General features: G+C 71.2%; 18 protein-coding genes. 9 read left to right on the forward strand and 9 right to left on the reverse strand.

Annotation, left to right across the window (positions count from 1 at the left end; all coding sequences use genetic code 11):
* The 3 genes from D581_RS01000000136870 to D581_RS0105090 all read left to right on the forward strand — a co-directional run.
* On the forward strand, positions 1–620 hold a 620-nt coding region (locus D581_RS01000000136870; protein WP_486585798.1), incomplete at its 5' end, for a prepilin peptidase.
* An 80-nt stretch (positions 621–700) separates the two neighbouring features.
* Positions 701–1546 carry a class I SAM-dependent methyltransferase gene (locus tag D581_RS0105085; protein ID WP_018956149.1) on the forward strand — a complete coding sequence of 282 codons (846 nt, stop codon included), beginning with the start codon at positions 701–703 and terminating at the stop codon, positions 1544–1546.
* A gap of 148 nt (positions 1547–1694) precedes the next feature.
* Positions 1695–2141: a hypothetical protein gene (locus D581_RS0105090; protein WP_018956150.1), complete on the forward strand. Its 447-nt coding sequence runs from the start codon at positions 1695–1697 to the stop codon at positions 2139–2141.
* 130 nt (positions 2142–2271) lie between these two features.
* On the opposite strand, the gene D581_RS0105095 is transcribed toward D581_RS0105090, so the two are convergent.
* Together D581_RS0105095 and mgrA are read right to left on the reverse strand one after the other, a co-directional pair.
* Positions 2272–3480, reverse strand: a complete 1209-nt coding sequence (locus D581_RS0105095; RefSeq protein ID WP_018956151.1) for a winged helix DNA-binding domain-containing protein — start codon at positions 3478–3480, stop codon at positions 2272–2274.
* A gap of 413 nt (positions 3481–3893) precedes the next feature.
* Positions 3894–4943, reverse strand: coding sequence for an L-glyceraldehyde 3-phosphate reductase (mgrA, locus tag D581_RS0105100; RefSeq protein WP_018956152.1), 1050 nt, complete (start codon positions 4941–4943; stop codon positions 3894–3896).
* 262 nt (positions 4944–5205) lie between these two features.
* Between mgrA and D581_RS0105105 the strand changes: the two genes are divergently transcribed.
* The 4 genes from D581_RS0105105 to D581_RS0105120 all read left to right on the forward strand — a co-directional run bounded on the left by D581_RS0105105 (position 5206) and on the right by D581_RS0105120 (position 10367).
* Positions 5206–5967, forward strand: coding sequence for an isoprenyl transferase (locus D581_RS0105105; protein ID WP_018956153.1), 762 nt, complete (start codon positions 5206–5208; stop codon positions 5965–5967).
* 417 nt (positions 5968–6384) lie between these two features.
* Positions 6385–7707 (forward strand): RNA 5'-3' helicase PhoH2, encoded by a 1323-nt coding sequence (gene phoH2, locus D581_RS0105110; protein WP_026290223.1) that lies wholly within the window; start codon positions 6385–6387, stop codon positions 7705–7707.
* Positions 7708–8096: 389 nt separating this feature from the next.
* Entirely contained in the window at positions 8097–8822 is a 726-nt protein-coding gene (locus tag D581_RS0105115) for an aggregation-promoting factor C-terminal-like domain-containing protein (RefSeq protein WP_018956155.1), read from the forward strand.
* Between the two features lie 168 nt (positions 8823–8990).
* Entirely contained in the window at positions 8991–10367 is a 1377-nt protein-coding gene (locus D581_RS0105120) for an AI-2E family transporter (protein WP_018956156.1), read from the forward strand.
* 76 nt (positions 10368–10443) lie between these two features.
* Here the strand turns inward: D581_RS0105120 and D581_RS0105125 are convergent, their stop codons facing one another.
* Positions 10444–10977, reverse strand: coding sequence for an alkyl hydroperoxide reductase (locus D581_RS0105125; protein ID WP_003966620.1), 534 nt, complete (start codon positions 10975–10977; stop codon positions 10444–10446).
* Positions 10978–10989: 12 nt separating this feature from the next.
* Complete coding sequence (locus tag D581_RS0105130) at positions 10990–11544, reverse strand: peroxiredoxin (protein ID WP_007452441.1); 555 nt, start codon at positions 11542–11544, stop codon at positions 10990–10992.
* Between the two features lie 133 nt (positions 11545–11677).
* Between D581_RS0105130 and D581_RS0105135 the strand changes: the two genes are divergently transcribed.
* Positions 11678–12664 (forward strand): hydrogen peroxide-inducible genes activator, encoded by a 987-nt coding sequence (locus D581_RS0105135; RefSeq protein WP_020679175.1) that lies wholly within the window; start codon positions 11678–11680, stop codon positions 12662–12664.
* Positions 12665–12772: 108 nt separating this feature from the next.
* Here the strand turns inward: D581_RS0105135 and D581_RS0105140 are convergent, their stop codons facing one another.
* From D581_RS0105140 to D581_RS0105160, 5 genes are all read right to left on the reverse strand, one after another.
* The gene (locus D581_RS0105140) at positions 12773–15160 is read right to left on the reverse strand and encodes an FtsX-like permease family protein (RefSeq protein WP_018956158.1); all 2388 of its coding nucleotides are present in this window, start codon (positions 15158–15160) and stop codon (positions 12773–12775) included.
* Positions 15157–15843, reverse strand: a complete 687-nt coding sequence (locus D581_RS0105145) for an ABC transporter ATP-binding protein (protein ID WP_018956159.1) — start codon at positions 15841–15843, stop codon at positions 15157–15159. Before D581_RS0105145 ends, D581_RS0105140 begins: the two co-directional genes overlap by 4 nt.
* On the reverse strand, positions 15840–16364 hold the full coding sequence (locus D581_RS0105150) for a PadR family transcriptional regulator (protein WP_018956160.1): 525 nt from the start codon (positions 16362–16364) through the stop codon (positions 15840–15842). The genes D581_RS0105145 and D581_RS0105150 overlap by 4 nt, the downstream gene beginning before the upstream one ends.
* 197 nt (positions 16365–16561) lie before the next feature.
* Positions 16562–16864 carry a hypothetical protein gene (locus D581_RS0105155; RefSeq protein WP_026290225.1) on the reverse strand — a complete coding sequence of 101 codons (303 nt, stop codon included), beginning with the start codon at positions 16862–16864 and terminating at the stop codon, positions 16562–16564.
* Complete coding sequence (locus tag D581_RS0105160) at positions 16861–17832, reverse strand: SPFH domain-containing protein (protein WP_018956162.1); 972 nt, start codon at positions 17830–17832, stop codon at positions 16861–16863. The genes D581_RS0105155 and D581_RS0105160 overlap by 4 nt, the downstream gene beginning before the upstream one ends.
* Before the next feature lie 239 nt (positions 17833–18071).
* On the opposite strand from D581_RS0105160, the gene D581_RS0105165 reads away from it, so the two are divergent.
* Positions 18072–20312 carry a transglycosylase domain-containing protein gene (locus D581_RS0105165; protein ID WP_018956163.1) on the forward strand — a complete coding sequence of 747 codons (2241 nt, stop codon included), beginning with the start codon at positions 18072–18074 and terminating at the stop codon, positions 20310–20312.
* Positions 20313–20324 lie beyond the last annotated feature (12 nt).

Raw genomic sequence — 20324 nt, forward strand, 5'->3', positions numbered from 1 at the left:
CCCCCGCTCCCGCTCCGTCCCCCGCTCCCGCTCCGTCCCCCGCTCCCGCTCCGTCCCCCGCTCCCGCCCCATCCGCCGCTTACGGCCCCGGTGTCCTCGCCCCCCTGGTCACCGTGGCCGCCTGTGTCGCGCTCGCCGCCGCCACCGGGGCCAGGCCCGAGCTCGTCGGATGGCTGGCGCTGACCCCCGTCGCCGTGCTCCTCGCCGTCGTCGACCGGCGAGTCCACCGGCTGCCCGACCCGCTGACGCTGCCCCTGGCTGCCGCGGCCGTCCTGCTGCTCGGCGGCGCCGCGCTGCTTCCCGGGCACGCGGGGTCCTGGACCTCCGGCCTGCTGGGCGGCCTGGCGCTCGGCGGCTTCTACTTCCTGCTCTTCCTGATCAACCCGAACGGCATGGGCTTCGGCGACGTGAAGCTCGCCCTCGCCCTGGGCATGGCACTCGGCTGGTACGGCTGGACCGTGCTGTTCGTGGGCGGGTTCGCCGGGTTCCTGTTCGGGGCGGCGTACGGACTCGCCCTGGTGCTCCTGCGCCGGGCGGGGCGCAGGACCGGCATCCCGTTCGGCCCGTTCATGATCGGCGGGGCGCTGACCGGCCTGCTGCTGGGGGCCCTGGCCGGGTGAGAACGGGGCCCCTCGCGCGGGCGCCCGCACGGGCGCGGAATCCGTTCGCGTGCTCCGGGTCCGCCTGACACGATTCCCGTATGTCCGAACCATCCGAAGCCGTCCCCGGCCCTGCCCCCGCTCCCGCTTCCGTCCCGGCCTCCCTCCCCTTCGACTCCGCGGCCTCCCGTGACCGGTTCGAGGCCCTCGTCGCCGAGGCCGACGCCGTGTCCGTGGACGGCTGGGACTTCTCCTGGCTGGAGGGCCGGGCCACCGAGGAGCGCCCCTCCTGGGGGTACTCCCGCGCGATGGCCGACCGCCTCGGCCGGGCCCACGCCGCGCTCGACCTCCAGACCGGGGGCGGCGAGGTCCTGGCCGCCGCGCCGAAGCTCCCTCCGGTCACCGTGGCCACGGAGGCCTGGCCGCCCAACATCGCCCGCGCCACCGCCCTCCTGCACCCGCTCGGGGCGGTCGTCGTCGCCGACGCGGACGAGCCGCCGCTCCCCTTCGGGGACGCCGCCTTCGATCTCGTGGTCAGCCGCCATCCGGTCACCACGTGGTGGGAGGAGATCGCGCGGGTCCTCGCACCCGGCGGCACGTACTTCTCGCAGCAGGTCGGCCCGGCCAGCGTCTTCGAACTCGTCGAGTACTTCCTCGGCCCCCAGCCGCCCGAGGTCCGCCGCGGCCGGCACCCGGAGGACGCGCGGGCCGCCGCGACGGCGGCCGGACTCGACGTGGTCGACCTGCGTTCCGAGACCCTGCGCACCGAGTTCCACGACATCGGCGCGGTGGTCTACTTCCTGCGCAAGGTGATCTGGATGGTCCCCGGGTTCACCGTCGAGCGGTACCGGCCCCAACTGGCCGCACTCCACCGGCAGATCGAGGCGGAAGGACCGTTCCGCGCCCGCACCGCCCGCTTCCTGATCGAGGCCCGCAAGCCCCGGTGACGGCGGCAGGGACCCGTCTGCCGGTCAACCCGCCTACCCCGTACGCCAGTTCAGCCTTGCCCCGGAGGCAACGGGATCGTGCGGGCGGCCGTCCTACTCGACGGGACGCACGCACAGCGAAGGGCACAGCGAAGGAGGGGGAGCGGTCATGACCCTGGAGAGGGAAGACTGCGCGGCGCCTGCCGGGCGCGCGCGGCACGGCAACGCCGACTGGCTCACGGGGGCGAGGATCACCGCGGTCCTCGGGGTCTACTACCGGCCCGAGGGTAGGGCGGGTGAGCCGGAGGCCGTCGAGTTCGTCCTCTCGGACGACCAGTCCGTCCTGCTGACCTGCGCCTCCGACCGGACGCTGCACGTCACCCCGGGTGCCTGGCCGAGGCTGCCCGACTGGTGCGTACCGGCGAACCGGTGGCAGCACACCCCGCCCGCCGTCCTCCCGCCGGTGCCGCCCGGGGGAGCGTGGACGGTCGTGGGCACCCAGGAGCTGAGGGACGCCGGCGGGGAGGTGCTCCAGGCCGTCATCCGGTGCGCGGAAGGGGACTTCGTGGTGGTCGCCGGGGACACGATGGCCATCCGTTTCGAGCCCCACCCCTGATCCGCGAGCCGCGCTCTTGACTCGTGAGCCCTGCCCTGACCCGCGAGTCCCCCCTGACCCGCGAGCCGCGCCCTTGGCCCGCACGCGCCACGCACCCCCGCACACCCCGAGTGGACCCCGCCCCCGGCGCCTACGCGTGCGGCCCCACCGTCACCGGGCCGACCGTCAGTTCCGCCGTTCCCTCCATGATCGCGGCGACCCGCTCCACCTGCTCCTCCAGCGCGCGCAGCCCGGCCGGCGGCAGGGGCTCCAGCGGTTCCACCGTCACCGCGATCCGGCGGCCCGAGCGGCGCAGGTGCCAGACGCCGGCCACCGTGCCGTCCACCAGCAGCACCGGGAAGTTTCCCGCCTGCCCGCCCGCGAGAGCCCGCTCGTACGCCGTCCCCGGGAACAGCCGCTCACGGGGCTGGGAGGCGATGGTGAACGCGTCGAAGTACGGGAGCAGGTGTACGCCGCGCACCGGTGACGTCGGGAAGTCCGTGTCGCCCGCGACCACCCACGCCGGACCCGCGTCCGCGAACGTCACCTCCTCGATCGCCCCTGCCGCCGCCAGCGCGGCAAACTGGTCGGCCGCCCAGGGCTTCGGCGCGGCGAGCCAGCGGGCGAAGTGGGCGGAGGTGGCCGGCCCGTACGCGCGCAGATACCGTTCGATCAGGGCGGCCGGCGCCCCGGGGCCGGGCAGCGGGGTGCACCCGGGGTTGGTGTACGTCGCCTTCCGCCCCCGGTTCGGGGCGTAGACGAGGGCGCCGCGGTGGCCGGCCAGGTGCAGGACCTGCCGCCAGCGCGGCCACATCGTCTGGAATCCGGGCATCACCAGGTCCCCGGCCCACGGCCCGGTCCGCGCGACGACCTCCTCGGAGAGCTCGTCGATCGTGAGCTCCGCCCCGGTCAGCGCCTCCGCGACGGCCGCGACGACCGCCTCCACCTGGTCCGGGGTCATCCGGGCGTCCTTGGAGAAGGGGTTCTTGCCCGCTGGCACGGCGGACAGGGCCCCGGTCCACAGCGGCAGGTCCGCCGCGGGCAGCAAGTGGACCGTGCCGCGCGGTCCGAACGTCTTGACCAGGGTCCGGTCGGTCCACAGGGCCGTACGGACGTCCGTGCGGGTCAGCCCGTCCCCGCGCAGCCCCACGGACAGCTCGGCCGCCGACAGCACCTGGGCGTGCGCGCCGAGCATCGAGGCCACCGCCGCGACGGGGGTGGTGGCACCGGGCGACGTGGTGGCGGCGGCATCCGGGTGGAGGTGCTGGCGGGCCAGCCTCCGGGCGTTCGCCCCGGTCCAGCTCACGGTCGCCGTCGCCGCCGTCGCCGCCGTCGATGTCGCGCGGGATCGTGTCATCATGCCGTCGAACCTAGAGCCCTTATAGGTCAGGTTCCGTCCTCTACGGCCCTGGCGGCGTCAAGCCGACGCCCGTACCGCGCCCCCTCGACACCGGGGCCGACACGGGGGCCGACACCGAGGCCGACACCGGGGCCGACACCGGGGCCGACACTGGGGCCGTACCGGACCGCGCTCCAGGGCCCGACGGGCGTCCGCCGCCCCGCCCGGAGCGCAATCCGGTGAATCCGGAGAGTAATGGTGGAGTGGCGCGGCACGCGACAGTACTTACGAAGGGTTATGGTGGAAACCCCCCCTCGGGCCGGTCCGTATCCCCCCCACGGACCGGCCCGTTTTTTACGGGCCGACTGCGGCGCCGCCGCGCGGCCCCGGGGCGCTCCCCTTCCTCCCGGCGCGCAGGCCCCGTTGAGCCGACGTCAGCTGCGACCGGCCCAGATGTTCGTGCCCGCCGTGTCCACGGCGAAGGCGTCGATCTCCTTCAGCTCGTCGGCGGTCAGCGCCGGGCCCGCGAGGGCCGCCACGTTCTCCTCCAGCTGCTGCACGCTCGACGCGCCGATCAGCGCCGAGGTCATCCGGCTGTCGCGCAGCACCCACGCGATGGCGAGCTGGGCGAGCGACTGGCCGCGGCCGCGCGCGATGTCGTTGAGCCCGTTGAGCCGGCGGACCACCTCGTCGGAGAGCAGGCTCGGGTCGAGGGACTTGCCCTGGGTGGCGCGCGAGCCCTCCGGAATGCCCTTCAGGTACTTGTTCGTGAGCAGGCCCTGGGCGAGCGGCACGAAGGAGATGCAGCCCATCCCGGCCGCCTCCAGGGTGTCGAGCAGCCCGTCGTCCTCGATCCAGCGGTTGATCATGGAGTAGGAGGGCTGGTGGATCAGCGCCGGCACGCCCATCTCCCTGAGCAGCCCGGCCGCCTCGGCGGTCTGCTCCGCGTTGTACGAGGAGACGCCCACGTACAGCGCCTTGCCCTGCCGCACGGCGGACGCCAGGGCGCCCATCGTCTCCTCCAGCGGGGTGTGCGGGTCGAAGCGGTGCGAGTAGAAGACGTCGACGTAGTCGAGGCCCATCCGCTTCAGGGAGGCGTCGAGCGAGGACAGCAGATACTTCCGGGAGCCCCACTCGCCGTACGGGCCGGGGTGCATCAGATAGCCGGCCTTGGTGGAAATGACCAGTTCGTCACGGTACGGGGTGAAGTCCTGGGCGAAGAGCTTGCCGAAGTTCAGCTCGGCCGAACCGGGCGGCGGGCCGTAGTTGTTGGCCAGGTCGAAATGGGTGACCCCGAGATCGAAGGCGCGGCGCAGGATCGCCCGCTGGGAGTCCAGGGCCCGGTCGTCGCCGAAGTTGTGCCACAGGCCGAGTGAGAGGGCGGGCAGCTTGAGGCCACTGCGCCCGGTCCGGCGGTACTCCATGGAGTCGTAGCGCGAACCGGCGGCGCGGTAGGAGAGGTCGGGGGAAAGGTAATCAGTCACGTTTCATTCCTTATCACGGAGTTGTGACAGACCGGGTTGGGCCCTCGTGACCCGATCGCAGTAATGTGGCGGCTTCGGGGAATGCCGATGTGCGGCGCGGCGAAGGCCCGCGCGGCCGTGCCAGTGGTAGGGGCGCGGACCGCCGAGGGATCGTGCGGGCGGCGCAGACCGCACGGCGATCCCCTGCGGGGGACGGCCCCCGGACCCCCGGCGACGGGGAGGGCGGGCCCCGGGCCCGTACGGAACCGAGAGGGTGAACGCAGTGAACTTCCGCGACCTGGTGTACAGGCTCTACGCGCGCCGGGTGGGAGGCCGCCTGGACCACGACCAGGTGCCGAAGCACATCGGGGTCATCCTCGACGGCAACCGGCGCTGGGCCAAGGCGTCCGGCGGATCGGCCGTACAGGGCCACCAGGCCGGTGCGGACAAGATCTCCGAGCTGCTCGGCTGGTGCAGCGAGACCGATGTCGAGGTCGTCACCCTCTGGATGCTGTCCACGGACAACTTCGACCGCCCCGAGCACGAGCTGAAGCCGCTGCTCGGCATCATCGAGAACACCGTGCGCAACCTCGCCGCGGACGGGCGCTGGCGTGTCCACCACGTCGGCACACTCGACCTGCTTCCGCCGGAGACGCAGTTGGTGCTCAAGGAAGCGCAGGAGGCGACGTCCGACATCGACGGAATAATCGTCAATGTCGCGGTCGGCTACGGCGGCCGCCAGGAGATCGCGGACGCCGTGCGCTCCCTGCTCCTGGAACACTCGGAGAAGGGCACGACCTTCGAGGAGCTGGCCGAGGTCGTCTCCACCGACCTGATCTCCGAGCACCTCTACACCCGGGGCCAGCCCGACCCCGACCTGGTGATCCGGACGAGCGGCGAGCAGCGCCTCTCGGGCTTCATGCTCTGGCAGAGCGCCCACTCGGAGTACTACTTCTGCGAGGTGTTCTGGCCGGCCTTCCGCAAGGTCGACTTCCTCCGGGCGCTGCGCGACTACGCCGCCCGCCACCGCCGCTACGGCGCCTGAGAGGTCCTGAAACACCCCTCGCGCCCGCGCCTCCGTCGATGGCTCCCCTATATAGGGCCTGTACAGGCCCTATATAGGGGAGCCATCGCGTATGTACGGGGGTCACCGCGCGTCCACCGGGACTTCTCCACACCGTGTCATATGCGGCGGCATGGCTTCGCCGCGAAAAGGGAATACCCCTGTCAGGTCGACGTCCGGTCATCAACCAGGCGGATGTCGCATCCAAGTGAGCGGTGCCAAGGCCGCTCGCCCGGGAGGCCCTTTGCACACGAAGGACCGTAGACAGTCTGCGGCCGACGCGGTGGCCGTGGTCCGGCCCGCGCACAGGGGCCCGATCCCGGTCCGTCCTCTCCCTTCGGGAAGCTCCGCGACCGTCCGTCGCACTCCCCGACCTCGTCCGAGGGGGTACGTCCTTCCGTGGTGACCAGTAGCAAGCGCCGCATGCCCGACCGGCGCACATACGTTCTCGACACCAGCGTCCTGCTGGCCGATCCCGGTGCCATGGCCCGCTTCGACGAGCACGAAGTCGTGCTCCCGATCGTGGTGGTCACGGAACTGGAGGCCAAACGGCACCACCCCGAGCTCGGATACTTCGCCCGGCAGGCCCTGCGCCTGCTGGACGACTTCCGGGTCCGGTACGGCCGGCTGGACGCCCCGATCCCGCTCGGGGATCTGGGCGGGACGCTCCGCGTCGAGCTCAACCACTCCGATCCCGGTGTCCTGCCCGCCGGCTACCGGTTGGGGGACAACGACTCACGGATCCTCGCGGTCGCACGCAACCTCCAGGCCGAGGGGTACGACGTCACGGTCGTCTCCAAGGACCTGCCGCTCCGTATCAAGGCCTCCTCCGTGGGCCTCCTCGCCGAGGAGTACCGCGCGGAGCTCGCCATCACGGACTCCGGCTGGACCGGCATGAGCGAACTGTCCCTCGCCGGGGAACAGATCGACCTGCTGTTCAGCGAGGAGACGCTGTACGTCCCCGAGGCCGCCGAACTGCCCGTGCACACCGGTCTGGTCCTCCAGTCCGAGCGCGGCAAGGCGCTCGGCCGGGTGACGGCCGAGGGCAACGTACGGCTCGTGCGGGGCGACCGGGAGGCGTTCGGCATCCACGGGCGCAGCGCCGAGCAGCGGATCGCCCTCGACCTCCTCCTCGACGCCGACGTCGGCATCGTGTCGCTGGGCGGCCGGGCCGGCACCGGCAAGTCGGCGCTGGCCCTCTGCGCGGGCCTGGAGGCGGTGCTGGAGCGCCAACAGCACAAGAAGGTGATGGTCTTCCGCCCGTTGTACGCGGTGGGCGGGCAGGAGCTCGGCTATCTCCCCGGCAGCGAGGCCGAGAAGATGAGCCCCTGGGCGCAGGCGGTCTTCGACACGCTCTCGGCGGTCGCCGGGCGCGAGGTCATCGAGGAGGTGCTCGGGCGCGGGATGCTGGAGGTCCTGCCGCTCACCCACATCCGCGGCCGGTCCCTGCACGACGCGTTCGTGATCGTCGACGAGGCGCAGTCGCTGGAGCGGAACGTCCTGCTGACCGTGTTGTCCCGCATCGGGGCGAATTCGCGTGTCGTGCTCACCCACGACGTGGCCCAGCGGGACAACCTCCGGGTCGGCCGGTACGACGGAGTCGTCGCCGTCGTCGAGAAGCTGAAGGGCCATCCGCTGTTCGCCCACGTCACGCTCACGCGGTCGGAGCGTTCGCGGATCGCCGCGCTGGTGACCGAAATGCTGGAGGAAGGCCACATCTGACACGCATGTCTCTTTGATGCCGCCCGGCGAGCCAAGGAGCTTAGCCGGGCGGCATTGTGCTGCGCCGTCATTTCCGAAAAACCGAGGGGCCAAACGGGGTGTGACCTTTCCCACGCGAGACAGAATTGCCTCCCGGCGCTCCCGTCCGGCAGAGTCTTGCTTCCGTCAGGCCCCGCATACGGCACTTGGGCACCTCCAGAGGCGCCACGCACCACACAACTCAACACGAGACGTCCGTATGCCGCCCGCGAGCACCACGCGGCAGCCCCCTCACCGGGGTTGCCCATCGGGCCCGCGCCTCCCGTGACCCACGCAGTAGGGAGGCCAGTGTCAGGGGCACGAACGCGCCCGCGAGGTCACCTAAGCGGGCGATGCTGGAAGGACACCATGTGAGCCGGATCTCGGTCCGGGGGTTCGCCGTGGCATCCGCCACCGCGGTCACCACCGTTGGCGCCGTCGTAGGCGTTGCTGCGGGCGGCACACCTGCCGCCGACGACAACAACAACTTCGAGGCGGCCGCAGCCGACACCACGCTGCTCGCAGACATCCCCGCGGGCCAGCAGGCCCAGGTCCAGACCGCTTCGCTGACGCAGCAGGCCGATGCCCAGGCCTCCGCCGCCGACGCCGCCGCGAAGAAGTCGGCCGAGGAATCGGCCCGCATCCAGGCCGCCAAGGACGCCAAGTCCAAGAAGCAGGCGGCCGAGGACCGGCTAGAGGCCGAGCGTGCGGCGGAGAAGAAGAAGGCGAAGGAGAAGGAAGACGCCGAGCGCGCCAGCCGTTCTTCCGTCCGCGACGCCGCCTCGTTCTCCTCGCAGGGCTCCTACAGCGTGGCCGACGTCAAGGCGATGGCCCGTCAGATGGTCCCCGCGGACCAGTTCCAGTGCTTCAGCAACATCGTGAACCACGAGTCGACCTGGAACTACCGCGCGGTCAACCAGTCCTCCGGGGCGTACGGGCTCATGCAGGCGCTCCCGGGTCACAAGATGTCGTCCGCCGGCGCCGACTGGCAGACCAACCCGGCCACCCAGATCAAGTGGGGCCTCAGCTACATGGACGGCCGTTACGGCAGCCCGTGCGGCGCCTGGTCCTTCTGGCAGGCCAACAACTGGTATTAGACGGAGCGGGCGAAGTCCACGGACCGCCCTCTCAACCTCGCGAGGCCCCCCACCGTCCAGACGGTGGGGGGCCTCGCGCGTGTACGGTCGCATCCTGGCGGTCCCGGGGAGCGTTGGGGAAAACGCTGCGGAGCGCTGGGTGGCGAAGATGGGGGAAGGAAAGCAAGCATGTCGAAACTACCGGGCTGGCTGGGCCGCTTCGGGTCCGAACTGACGGAGCTGGGCGCGCGACTGGACGAGCGGCGGGCGCGCGCCGCCGCCGAGGACGAGGACCCCCTCGTGGCGCGGGCCCCCGCCGTCCCGGAGGACGACGACGCCGGGCAGGTGCCCGCCCCGCCCTCGTACGCCCCCTCGGTCGCCGCCAAGCCCGATCCGGTGGCGGCGATCCCGTGGGGGATGCGGGTCGCCGCCGAGGCCGGCTGGCGCCTCCTCGTCCTCGCGGGGACCCTCTGGGTGCTGATGCGGGTGATCAGCGCGGTCCAGCTCGTGGTGCTGGCCTTCGCCGCCGCGCTGCTCGTCACCGCGATGCTCCAGCCGACCGTGGTCCGGCTCAAGCGGTTCGGGCTGCCCCACGGGCTCGCCACCGCCGTGACCGCCGTGCTCGGGTTCGTCATCATCGGACTGGTCGGCTGGTTCGTGGTGTGGCAGGTGATGGAGAACCTCGACACGCTCTCCGACCGGGTCCGCGACGGCATCGACGAGTTGAAGCGCTGGGCGCTCGACAGCCCCTTCCACGTCACCGAGTCGCAGATCAACGACCTCGCCAAGAACCTCAACGACACCATCGGCACCAACACCGAGGAGATCACCTCCGCCGGGCTCCAGGGCGTCACCGTGATGGTGGAGTTCCTCACCGGGCTGCTGCTGGCGATGTTCTCCACGCTGTTCCTGCTCTACGACGGCCGGCGCATCTGGGAGTGGTCGCTCAGACTGGTGCCCGCCGCGGCCCGCCCCGGGGTCGCCGGCGCCGGGCCGCGCGCCTGGCGCACCCTGACCGCGTATGTGCGCGGCACGGTGCTGGTCGCCCTGATCGACGCCATCTTCATCGGCTTCGGCCTCTACGTCCTCAACGTACCGCTCGCCGTGCCCCTGGCCGTCTTCATCTTCCTGTTCGCCTTCATCCCGCTCGTCGGCGCCGTGGTCTCCGGGGCACTCGCGGTGGTCGTCGCCCTGGTCACCGAGGGAGTGTGGACCGCGCTGTGGGCGCTGGTGGTGGTCCTGGCGGTGCAGCAGATCGAGGGCCACATCCTGCAGCCGTTCATCCTCGGCCGCGCCGTCCGGGTGCATCCGCTCGCGGTCGTCCTCGCCGTGGCGACCGGCGGGCTGGTCGCGGGCATCGGCGGCGCGGTGGTCGCCGTACCGCTGGTCGCCGTGGTCAACACGGTGGTCGGCTATCTGCGTTCGTACGGGGAACCGGGCGAGCGGGGCGGCCACCACGGGGCCACCGCCCTCTCGATGAGCCCGGCGCACGCCGCGCCCGCGCCCCCGGGTCCGCAGGAACCGCCGGGCGAACCCGCGAGGGAGAACAAGCCTCCGCAGGAGTAGGGACACGAAAAGAAGAGCCCCGGGGACGGTCGGTCGTCCTCGGGGCCCTTCTCGTATCAGGGGTGGTGCGGTGTCACTACTCGGCGAGTACGGCCTCGGCGTCGAGGGTCACACCGACCGCCTGGATCACCGAAGCGACCTTGACGGCTTCCTGAATGGTCTCACGGTCCACGCCGGCCTTGCGCAGCACCTGCTCGTGGGAGTCCAGGCACTGGCCGCAGCCGTTGATCGCGGAGACGGCGAGCGACCACAGCTCGAAGTCGACCTTCTCCACGCCCGGGTTGCCGATGACGTTCATCCGCAGGCCCGCGCGGAGCGTGCCGTACTCCGGGTCCGACAGCAGGTGCCGGGTCCGGTAGAAGACGTTGTTCATCGCCATGATCGCGGCCGCCGACTTCGCCGCGGTGTACGCCTCGGCGGAGAGGTTGGCCTTCGCCTCGGGCTCCAGCTCGCGCAGCACCTTCGGCGAACGCGAGGCGATCGCGCAGGCCAGCACGGTGCCCCACAGCTGCTGCTGCGGGAGGTCGCTGTTGCCGATGACCGAGCCGAGGTTCAGCTTCAGGTCCTTGGCGAAGTCCGGTATGGCGGACTTCAGTTCGTCGAGAGCCATGTCGGTATCAGCTCACTCGCCCGAGAGGAGCGCGACCGGGTCGAGGGTGTTCTCGCCCTTGGTCCAGTTGCACGGGCACAGCTCGTCGGTCTGCAGGGCGTCGAGGACCCGCAGGACCTCCTTGGGGTTACGGCCCACGGAACCGGCGGTCACCATCGTGAACTGGATCTCGTTGTTCTGGTCGACGATGAAGACGGCGCGCTGCGCGAAGCCGTCCTCGCCCTCGATGCCGAGGTCACGCATGAGCTCGTGCTTCGAGTCGGCCAGCATCGGGAAGGGCAGGTCGGTCAGGTCCGGGTGGTCCTTGCGCCAGGCGTGGTGCACGAACTCGGAGTCACCGGAGAAGCCGAGGACCTGGGCGTCGCGGTCCGCGAACTCCTCGTTCAGCTTGCCGAAGGCGGCGATCTCGGTGGGGCACACGAAGGTGAAGTCCTTCGGCCACGCGAAGACGATCTTCCACTTGCCCTCGTAGGTCTTGTGGTTGATCTGCTCGAACTCCTTGCCGCTCTCCAGCGAAACACAAGCAGTCAGGTCGAACTCGGGGAACTTGTCACCGACAGTGAGCACGCGCTCTCCTTGCAACGTCTGGAATTCCCCTTTTGGGGGCGTTCCTGAGGGTTGGACGAACTCCACCTTGGCACAGAGTGCATTGATCACGGAAATAGCTACACTCGGTCGAGATGATCGGAGGTGCCTATCAGTGGGCCAGGGTAATCAGGGCATACGTCCCAAGCAGTCCGGTAAGCCGGCCGGTAAGCAGCCCAGCCTGTCGCAGCTGCGTGCCTTCACGGCGGTGGCGGAGCATCTGCACTTCCGGGACGCGGCGGCAGCAATCGGGATGAGTCAGCCCGCACTCTCCGGAGCGGTGTCCACCCTGGAGGAGGCACTGGGTGTCCAGCTCATCGAGCGTACGACGCGCAAGGTGCTGCTCTCGCCCGCGGGAGAGCGGCTCGCGGCGCGGGCCGGGGCGGTGCTGGAGGCCGTCGCCGCGCTGATGGAGGAGGCGGAGGCGGTCCGGGCCCCGTTCACCGGAGTGCTCCGGCTCGGCGTGATCCCGACCGTCGCCCCGTATCTGCTGCCCACCGTGCTCCGCCTCGTCCACGAGCGTTACGTGGACCTCGACCTCCAGGTCCACGAGGAACAGACCTCCTCACTGCTGGAGGGCCTGGCCGCCGGGCGGCTGGACCTGCTGCTGCTCGCCGTGCCGCTCGGCGTGCCGGGAGTCACCGAGATCCCGCTGTTCGACGAGGACTTCGTGCTGGTCATGGAGCAGGACCACTGGCTCGGCGGCCGGGCGGACATCCCGCGCGACGCGCTGCGCGCACTGCCGCTGCTGCTCCTGGACGAGGGGCACTGCCTGCGCGACCAGGCCCTGGACATCTGCCGGGAGGCGGGCCGCACCGAGGGCGCGCCGGTGACCACGACCGCCGCCGGGCTCTCCACCCTGGTCCAGCTGGTGGCCGGCGGGCTCGGGGTGACGCTGCTGCCCCGGACCGCGGTGACGGTGGAGACCGGCCGCAACGAGGCGCTGGCCACCGGGTACTTCGCGGATCCGGCGCCCACCCGGCGGGTGGCGCTGGCGATGCGGACCGGGTCGGCGCGGGGCGGCGAGTTCGAGGAGTTCGCCGCGGCCCTGCGCGAGGCGATGGAGCCCCTGCCGGTGCGGCTGGTGGCGGAAGACGCTTGAGAGCGGACGTCTTGAGAGGGGACGTCTTGAGAGCGGGCGTCTTGCGAGCGCGCGTACGGCCGGGGTCCTGTCTCCAGGAGCCCCGGCCTTAGGTGGATCAGGCGGGTGTCACTCGGTGCGCAGTCCGTCCGGGCGCATCATGCGCCACAGCGGCGGCAGCGACAACAGGGTGACCAGCAGGATCAGCGCGCCCCCGACCCCCGCCATCGGCAGGAACAGCCACCAGTCGGAGACCTCCTTCTCGATCAGGTGGACGAGCATCGCCCCAAGGCCCAGACCGCCCGCGACCGCGACCGCCAGACCGAGCACCACCGGCACGGCGGTCTGCCACAGCACCGACCAGCCGAGCGTGGAGCGCCGGGTGCCGAAGGCCACCAGCACCGACAGCAGCCGCCTGCGCTCCCGCAACTGCTCCAGCTGGGAGACCAGCATGGACAGGGCGATCAGCAGCAGCACCGCGCTCGCGCCCACCTGGAGCCCGGTCTGGATGCTGGCGTACTGGCGGTCTCGTTCCACCGAGTCGATCGTGACGAAGCGCATCCCGGGGTCGACCTTCGCCGCCGTGTTGCGTACGTACTCGGCGACGTCCGGCACGCTCCGGTCGACGCGGATCTGGACGGTGATCGTCGCGTCGGGCAGCTTGCCCGCGTCGACCGCGCCGATGGTGGCCATGATTCCCCAGTGGGGGTCGCCCATCGGGTCGGTGCGGCCCGTCACGGTCCGGGAGTCGGCGGGCAGCGTCCACCGCATCGGCTTCTTCCCGTAGCCGATCTCGACCTCCTCGCCCTTGCGGGCGGTCTCGTCGACCCAGGCGGTCATGTCCTTGTCGTCCTTCGGGTGGGCGACGAACGTGTCGCCGTCCTCGCAGGCGCCGATCCGGGCCAGCTCGCGCAGGGTCTCGCAGGTGCCGACGGTCAGCGAGGTGGTGGGCTGGATGTCGTCCTCGGCGTAGTCGCCGGGCTTGCTCGCGAACGCTTCCACCGAGCCGATGACCACCTCCACACCCTTGGTGGCGCGGAACTGCTCGATGGCCGCGGTGGCGCCCTCGCCCGTGACGTTCTCGGAGTACCCCGCGAACTGGGCCCGGGTGGGGTCCGCACCCGTCATCCGGTTGAAGTCGGCGTTCATCGAGGCGAACAGCATCTGGAGGGCGATCGCCCCCGCCACCGCCACGGTGACCCCGCTGACCGCGCGGGACGCGGCCCCGCTGCTCAACTGGAGCCTGCGGGTGGCGAGCTGCCAGGGCACCGGGCCGCCGCGCAGCCGGTGCACGCACGCCTCGACCAGCCAGGGCAGCAGCAGGGCCAGCCCGAACAGCACCAGCACGGCGCCCGTGGTGATCGGGAACGGGTTCACCGGGGCGTACTCCTCGACCCGGCCCCAGAGCGCGAGCACCACGAGACCCGCCAGCGGCACCGGCAGCCGCCACCACAGACGGCGTCCCCGGTCGCGCCCCCGGCGCACGACGCCGAGCGGCTCGATCACCACGGACCGCATCGCCGCCAGGGTGACGACGACGGCCGTCAGCGGCACGGCCAACGAGATCAGCGACGCCAGCCGGAGGTCCGGCGCCAGGTCGGCCGGGAACGCGCTGACGTCCCAGATCTCCACCGCGCCGACGAACTGCCGGCCCACCAGGAAGAACGCCAGGCCGAACAGCAGCCCGAGCAGCGCGCCGAACAGCGCCTCCCCGGCGGCGATCCGCCGGGTCGTCCGGATGTCCGCGCCGACCAGGCGCAGGGCGGCCAGCCGCCGGTCGCGCCGGTCGCCGCCGAAGCGCACGGCGGTGGCGATGAAGATCGCGACCGGGGCCAGCAGCACGACGCAGACCATGATGACGAGCACGATCAGCAGGGGCGGGAGGGCGTCGCCCTGGCGCTCGTCGCCGTACGCGGCGATCCGGTGGCCGCCGTTGGCCGGCGTCAGGGTGTCGCTGCCCGCGTAGTAGAGGAGTTCACCGGGGGAGCGCAGCCCGGCATCGCCGATCGTGCCGGTGATCTCGTACGGGAGCCGCTCCCGCAGCAGCTCGTTGCCGGGATCGTCGAGCAGCTCCCGCAGGGCGGGGGAGACGACCATCGTGTCCGGCGCGGGGAAGCGGTCGATGCCCGGCGGCAGGACGGGCTTCGAGCCGTCGGGGCGCATCAGATAGCCCTCGACGGTCCGGTCGTGGTACTCGGTGGTCGTGTTGACCCGCAGCACCGAGCTGTCCGACTTCTTGGCGTTCGCGTCGGGCGAGTCGGAGATCCGGGCCTCGCTGCGGGCCTGCTCGCGCGCGTTCCGCTCGTCGAGCAGATGCGGCACGGAGGAGGCGAGCAGCAGGAGGGCGACGCCGAGGCCGACGCCGACGGCGGTCAGCAGCGTACGGATCCAGCCCTCGCGGCCCCCGGCGGCGGCGAACCGGATGCCGAGGCCGAGGTCGCGGAGGGTCATCGAGCCCCGGGAGGGCGCTGCCGGACGCGATGGCGCGACGGGCCGCTTCTCTTCGAGCAGGGTCATACGGCGTGCTCCATGTCGCGGGCCCGGCCGTCGCGCACGGTGATGTCACGGTCCGAGTAGGCGGCGACGCGGGCCTCGTGGGTCACCAGGACCACGGCGACGTTGGCGGAGCGGGCGGCCTCGGTGAGCAGCTCCATCACCCGCTCGCCGTTGAGGGAGTCCAGCGCACCGGTCGGCTCGTCGGCGAAGATCACCTTCGGTGACGCGGCCAGCGCACGGGCCACGGCGACCCGCTGGCCCTGTCCGCCGGAGACCTCGCCGGGACGTTTGGCGCCGAGGTCGTCGACCTCCAGGCGCTCCATCCACTCCAGGGCGGTGCGCTCGGCGGCCTTGCGCCTGACGCCGTTCAGCCGCAGCGGCAGGGCGACGTTCTCCACACACGTCAGCTCCGGAACGAGCTGGCCGAACTGGAAGACGAAGCCGAAGTCGCTGCGCCGCAGGGCGCTGCGCTCGGCGTCCGACATCGCGGACAGCTCGCGGCCCGCGTAGGTGATGGTGCCGGAGTCGGGCGTGATGATCCCGGCCAGGCAGTGCAGCAGGGTCGACTTGCCGGAGCCGGAGGGGCCCATCACGGCGACGACCTCGCCGGGGTGCACGGAGAACGACGCCCCGTCCAGGGCGGGCGTCGAACCGTAGGTCTTGCGCAGATCGTGCGCGGCGAGCAGGGAGCCTTCGGGAATCACGGAGCCACCACCTTGGCGAGCTGGTCGAGACGGGCAGAGGTCAGTTCCAGCCAGCGCAGATCGGCTTCCAGGTGGAACAGGGCGTGGTCGCAGATCAACTGGTCGGCGAGGTCGCCCTTGCGTTTGCGGTCGGTGAGGACGCGCATCATCCGCAGGTGCGCCGAGCGCTGGGTGTCCAGCAGATCGGCCGCGCTGCGGCCGGTCAGGAGCGCCAGGACGACCTTGGTGTAGAGCGTCGACTGGAGGTAGGGCTCCGGCTTCTCCGGCTGGGCCAGCCAGTGCGAGACATCGGTGATCCCGGCGTCGGTGATGGCGTACCGCTTGCGCTCGGGGCCTCCTTCGCTCTCGACGCCGTCGACCTCGACGAGTCCGTTCTTCAGGAGCCGGGACATCGTCGAATAGACCTGGCCGTAGTGGAGCGGGCGGTCCTGGCCGAACTTCTCGTCGAAGGTCCGCTTCAGGTCGTAGCCGTGTCGGGGGCCGGACTCCAGGAGCCCGAGGAGGGTGTGACCGATAGACATGAGCGGAACTCTACACGGTGTGTATACCTGCGGTGTATACGCGTCTGGAAAGCGACCCCGGCCCTTGGGGTGGGCCGGGGTCGCGGTGCTGCCGAGGTCCTACGGGGTGCCCTGGGTGGTCGCTCCGGGCGGGGGCTGTGGCGTGCTCGCCCCCGGCAGCGGCGTGCCGGCCCCGGCTACGGCGCGCTCGCCCCGCGCTACGGTGTGCTCACCCCGGGCTCCGGCGGGGTTTCTGGCCCCTCCGGCCCCTCCGGCCCCTCCGGCGGCTGTTTGGGCGGCCGCCCCCGGCGCGCGATCGGACGCGCCGCCCCCGGCAGCCGGCCCGCCTCCGCGAGTGCCCGCCGCAGCAGGAACTCGATCTGCGCGTTGGCGCTGCGCAGTTCGTCGGAGGCCCAGCGGGCGAGTGCGTCGTGCACCGCGGGGTCCAGCCGCAGCAGCATCTGCTTGCGCTGCCGCGACCGGGACGCCGGTGTCCGCCGGGGAGGCGTCTGGTCGGTCACTGGTAGAGGGAGCCCGTGTTGAGGACCGGCTGGGCCGCGCGGTCACCGCACAGCACCACCATCAGGTTGCTGACCATGGCCGCCTTCCGCTCGGAGTCCAGCTCCACGATGTCCTGCTCGGCGATCCGGGCCAGGGCCATCTCGACCATGCCCACCGCGCCCTCGACGATCTGCTGGCGGGCCGCGACGACCGCGCCGGCCTGCTGGCGCTGGAGCATGGCGGAGGCGATCTCGGGGGCGTACGCGAGGTGGCTGAAGCGCGACTCGATGATCAGGACGCCCGCGGCCTTCACCCGGGCGGTCAGCTCGACGGCCAGCTTCTCGGTGATCTCCTCCGCGTTGCCCCGCAGCGAGAGGCCGTCCTCCTCATGGGCGTCGTACGGGTACTCGATGGCGATGTGCCGCACCGCCGCCTCGGTCTGGGTGGCGACGAACTCCCGGAAGTCGTCGACCTCGAAGAGCGCCTGGGCGGTGTCCTCGACCTTCCACACGACGATCGAGGCCAGCTCGATCGGGTTGCCGTACGCGTCGTTGACCTTGAGGACGGCGGTCTCGTGGTTGCGGACGCGGGTGGAGATCTTGCGGCTGGAGGTCAGCGGGTTGATCCAGCGGAGCCCGTCGGCGCGGATGGTGCCGACGTACCGGCCGAAGAGCTGGATCACCCGCGCCTCGCCCGGAGCGACCATCTTCACACCGCTCATGCAGAAGAACGATACGAGCGCGAGGAGGGGGCCGAGGATGAGGAGCGTGACGCCGAGAGGGCGGGCGCCGCTCCCGTTCAGCACGCCGCCGACGATGACGAGGCCGATGCCCGCGATCACCCCGAGGATCGTCAGCAGCAAACCGATCCCACCCCCGATGGAGTGCGCGGTGACCTCCCTGACCTGGGGTGCGGGCATGTCGGGGGCGTCGATCGAGAGATCGTCGGCCGGTGCGCCCGGGCGCTGCTCGTCGTGCTGTGCGGTCATGGGGTCCCCCGTTCGGCGCGGCCTCGTGCCGCGCTATCAATGTGATTACACATTAATGGTTCTCGCAACCTTGTCCACCTCTGGGGAGTCGGTTCCTAGGGAACGGGTGCTGATTCTCACGTCCGTAAAAGACCGGATCGCTTGTCTTTTGTCCCCGTCGGCGGTGTTAGCTGGCAGGTCTGAGCGAACTGAGGAAACCGAGCGAGCCGGTCGAGCAGAGAAGCGGGAGCAACACACCAATGGGTCGAGCGGATGCGCGACGAGCCCAGGCGCGGGAGTCGCGCCGGGCCCCGAAGAGCGGCGGCATACGCAGACTCTTCACGTGGAAGAAGCTGCTGGGCGCGTTCTTCGGGATCGTCCTGCTGGGCATGGGAGCCTTCGGGGCGCTCTACGTGTACGTCGACATCCCCGCGGCCAACGCCATGGCGGAGCGGCAGAGCAACGTCTACAAGTACAGCGACGGCACGGTCCTCGCCCGGACCGGCAAGGGCGTCAACCGCCAGATCGTCGACCTGGACGAGGTGCCCAAGAAGGTCCAGCACGCCTTCGTCGCCGCCGAGAACAAGTCCTTCTACAAGGACCAGGGCGTCGACCTGAAGGGCACCACCCGCGCCCTCCTCAACACCGTCAGCGGCAAGGGCAAGCAGGGTGGCTCGACCATCACCCAGCAGTACGTCAAGAACTTCTACCTGACGCAGGACCCCACCGTGAGCCGCAAGCTCAAGGAACTGGTGATCTCGCTCAAGATCGACCAGGAGAAGTCCAAGGACGAGATCCTCGCCGGGTACATCAACACCGCCTACTACGGACGCGGCGCCAGCGGCATCCAGGCCGCAGCCCAGGCGTACTACGGCATCGACGCCAAGGACCTGGACGCCTCCCAGGGCGCCTACCTCGCCTCCGTCCTCCAGGCCCCCAGCCAGTACGACTGGAACTCCGCCACCGACACCGGCAAGAAGCTGGTCAAGGAGCGCTGGGCCTACACCCTGCGCAACATGGTCGAGATGAAGTGGCTGACCGAGTCCGAGAGGGCCGGCCTGGAGTTCCCCGTCCCCCAGAAGCCCAAGCCCGCCCAGGGCATGGAAGGACAGGCCGGCTACCTCGTCGAGGCCGCCAACAAGGAGCTGGACAAGCAGGGCGTCTCCGCCGCGGACCGCGACGCGGGGGGCTGGACCTTCACCCTCACCGTCGACAAGAAGCGCCAGAAGGCGCTGGAGAAGGCGGTGGACGACCAGCTGGAGTCCAAGCTCGACCGCGAGGGCAACAAGGTCGACGCCACCGTCCAGGCCGGCGCCACCTCCGTCGACCCGAAGACCGGCAAGGTCGTCGCCCTGTACGGCGGCGAGGACTACATCAAGCACTACATCAGCAACGCCACCCGCCAGGACTACCAGCCCGCCTCCACCTTCAAGCCGCTGGTGCTCGCCTCCGCCCTGGAGAACGAGTCGAAGACGCAGGACGGCAGCCTGATCGGGCTCAACACGATGTACGACGGCACCAGCAAGCGGCCCGTCGTCGGCAGCGACACCCCGTTCGCCCCGCAGAACCAGGACGACCGCAGTTACGGTCAGGTCTCCGTCCAGAAGGCCCTGAACAGCTCGGTCAACTCCGTCTTCGCGCAGATGATCGTCGACGTGACGCCCGCCGCCGTGAAGGAGACCGCGCTCGCCCTCGGCGTACCCGACAAGAACTTCCCCGAGCGCCCCGCCGTCACCCTCGGCACCATGAACGCCTCGACCTGGGACATGGCCGGCGTGTACGCCACGCTCGACAACCACGGCCGGAAGGTCACCCCGCACATCCTCCAGTCCGCCGAGCACCGCGACCGCACGGTGAACGCCGAGAAGCCCAAGCGGGAGCAGGCCATCAGCCGCGCCTCGGCCGACACCGTGACCAAGGGGCTCACCGGGGTCGTCGACGCCGGTTCCGGGGGCGCCGCCAACAGCCCCGCCTACGACGCGGCGGCCAAGACCGGCACCTCCGAGGACAACAAGTCGGCCTGGTTCGCCGGGTACACCCCGGAACTGACCACGGTCGTGGCCCTCTTCGGCGAGGGCGACGGCGGCCGCAAGCAGGTCTCCCTGACCGGTACGGCCAACTCCGGCCGCGCCAGCGGCAGCGGCTTCCCGGCCAGGATCTGGGCCGACTACACCCTCGGCGCCCTCGGCGGCGGGTCCGACAAGACGTTCGACCTCCAGGACGTGGAGCGCGGCGAGGTGCCCGCCCCGCCGACGCCGTCCGACACTCCCTCCGAGGACCCCACCCCGTCCGAGGACCCGACCCCGTCGGACAGGCCCTCCGAGGAGACGCCCAGCGAGACGCCGAGCGACACCCCGTCGTCGTCGTCGACGCCGCCGCCTCCGCCCAGCAGCACGCCCCCCACCGCGCCCTCCACGAGCCCGGAGGTGCCGCCCCAGCCCGGGGAGGACGACGGGCAGCCGGGCGAACGGCCGGGCGGCAACGGACTGCTCGGCGAGTGAGCCACTGACGGC

Source organism: Streptomyces sp. CNB091, assembly GCF_000377965.1.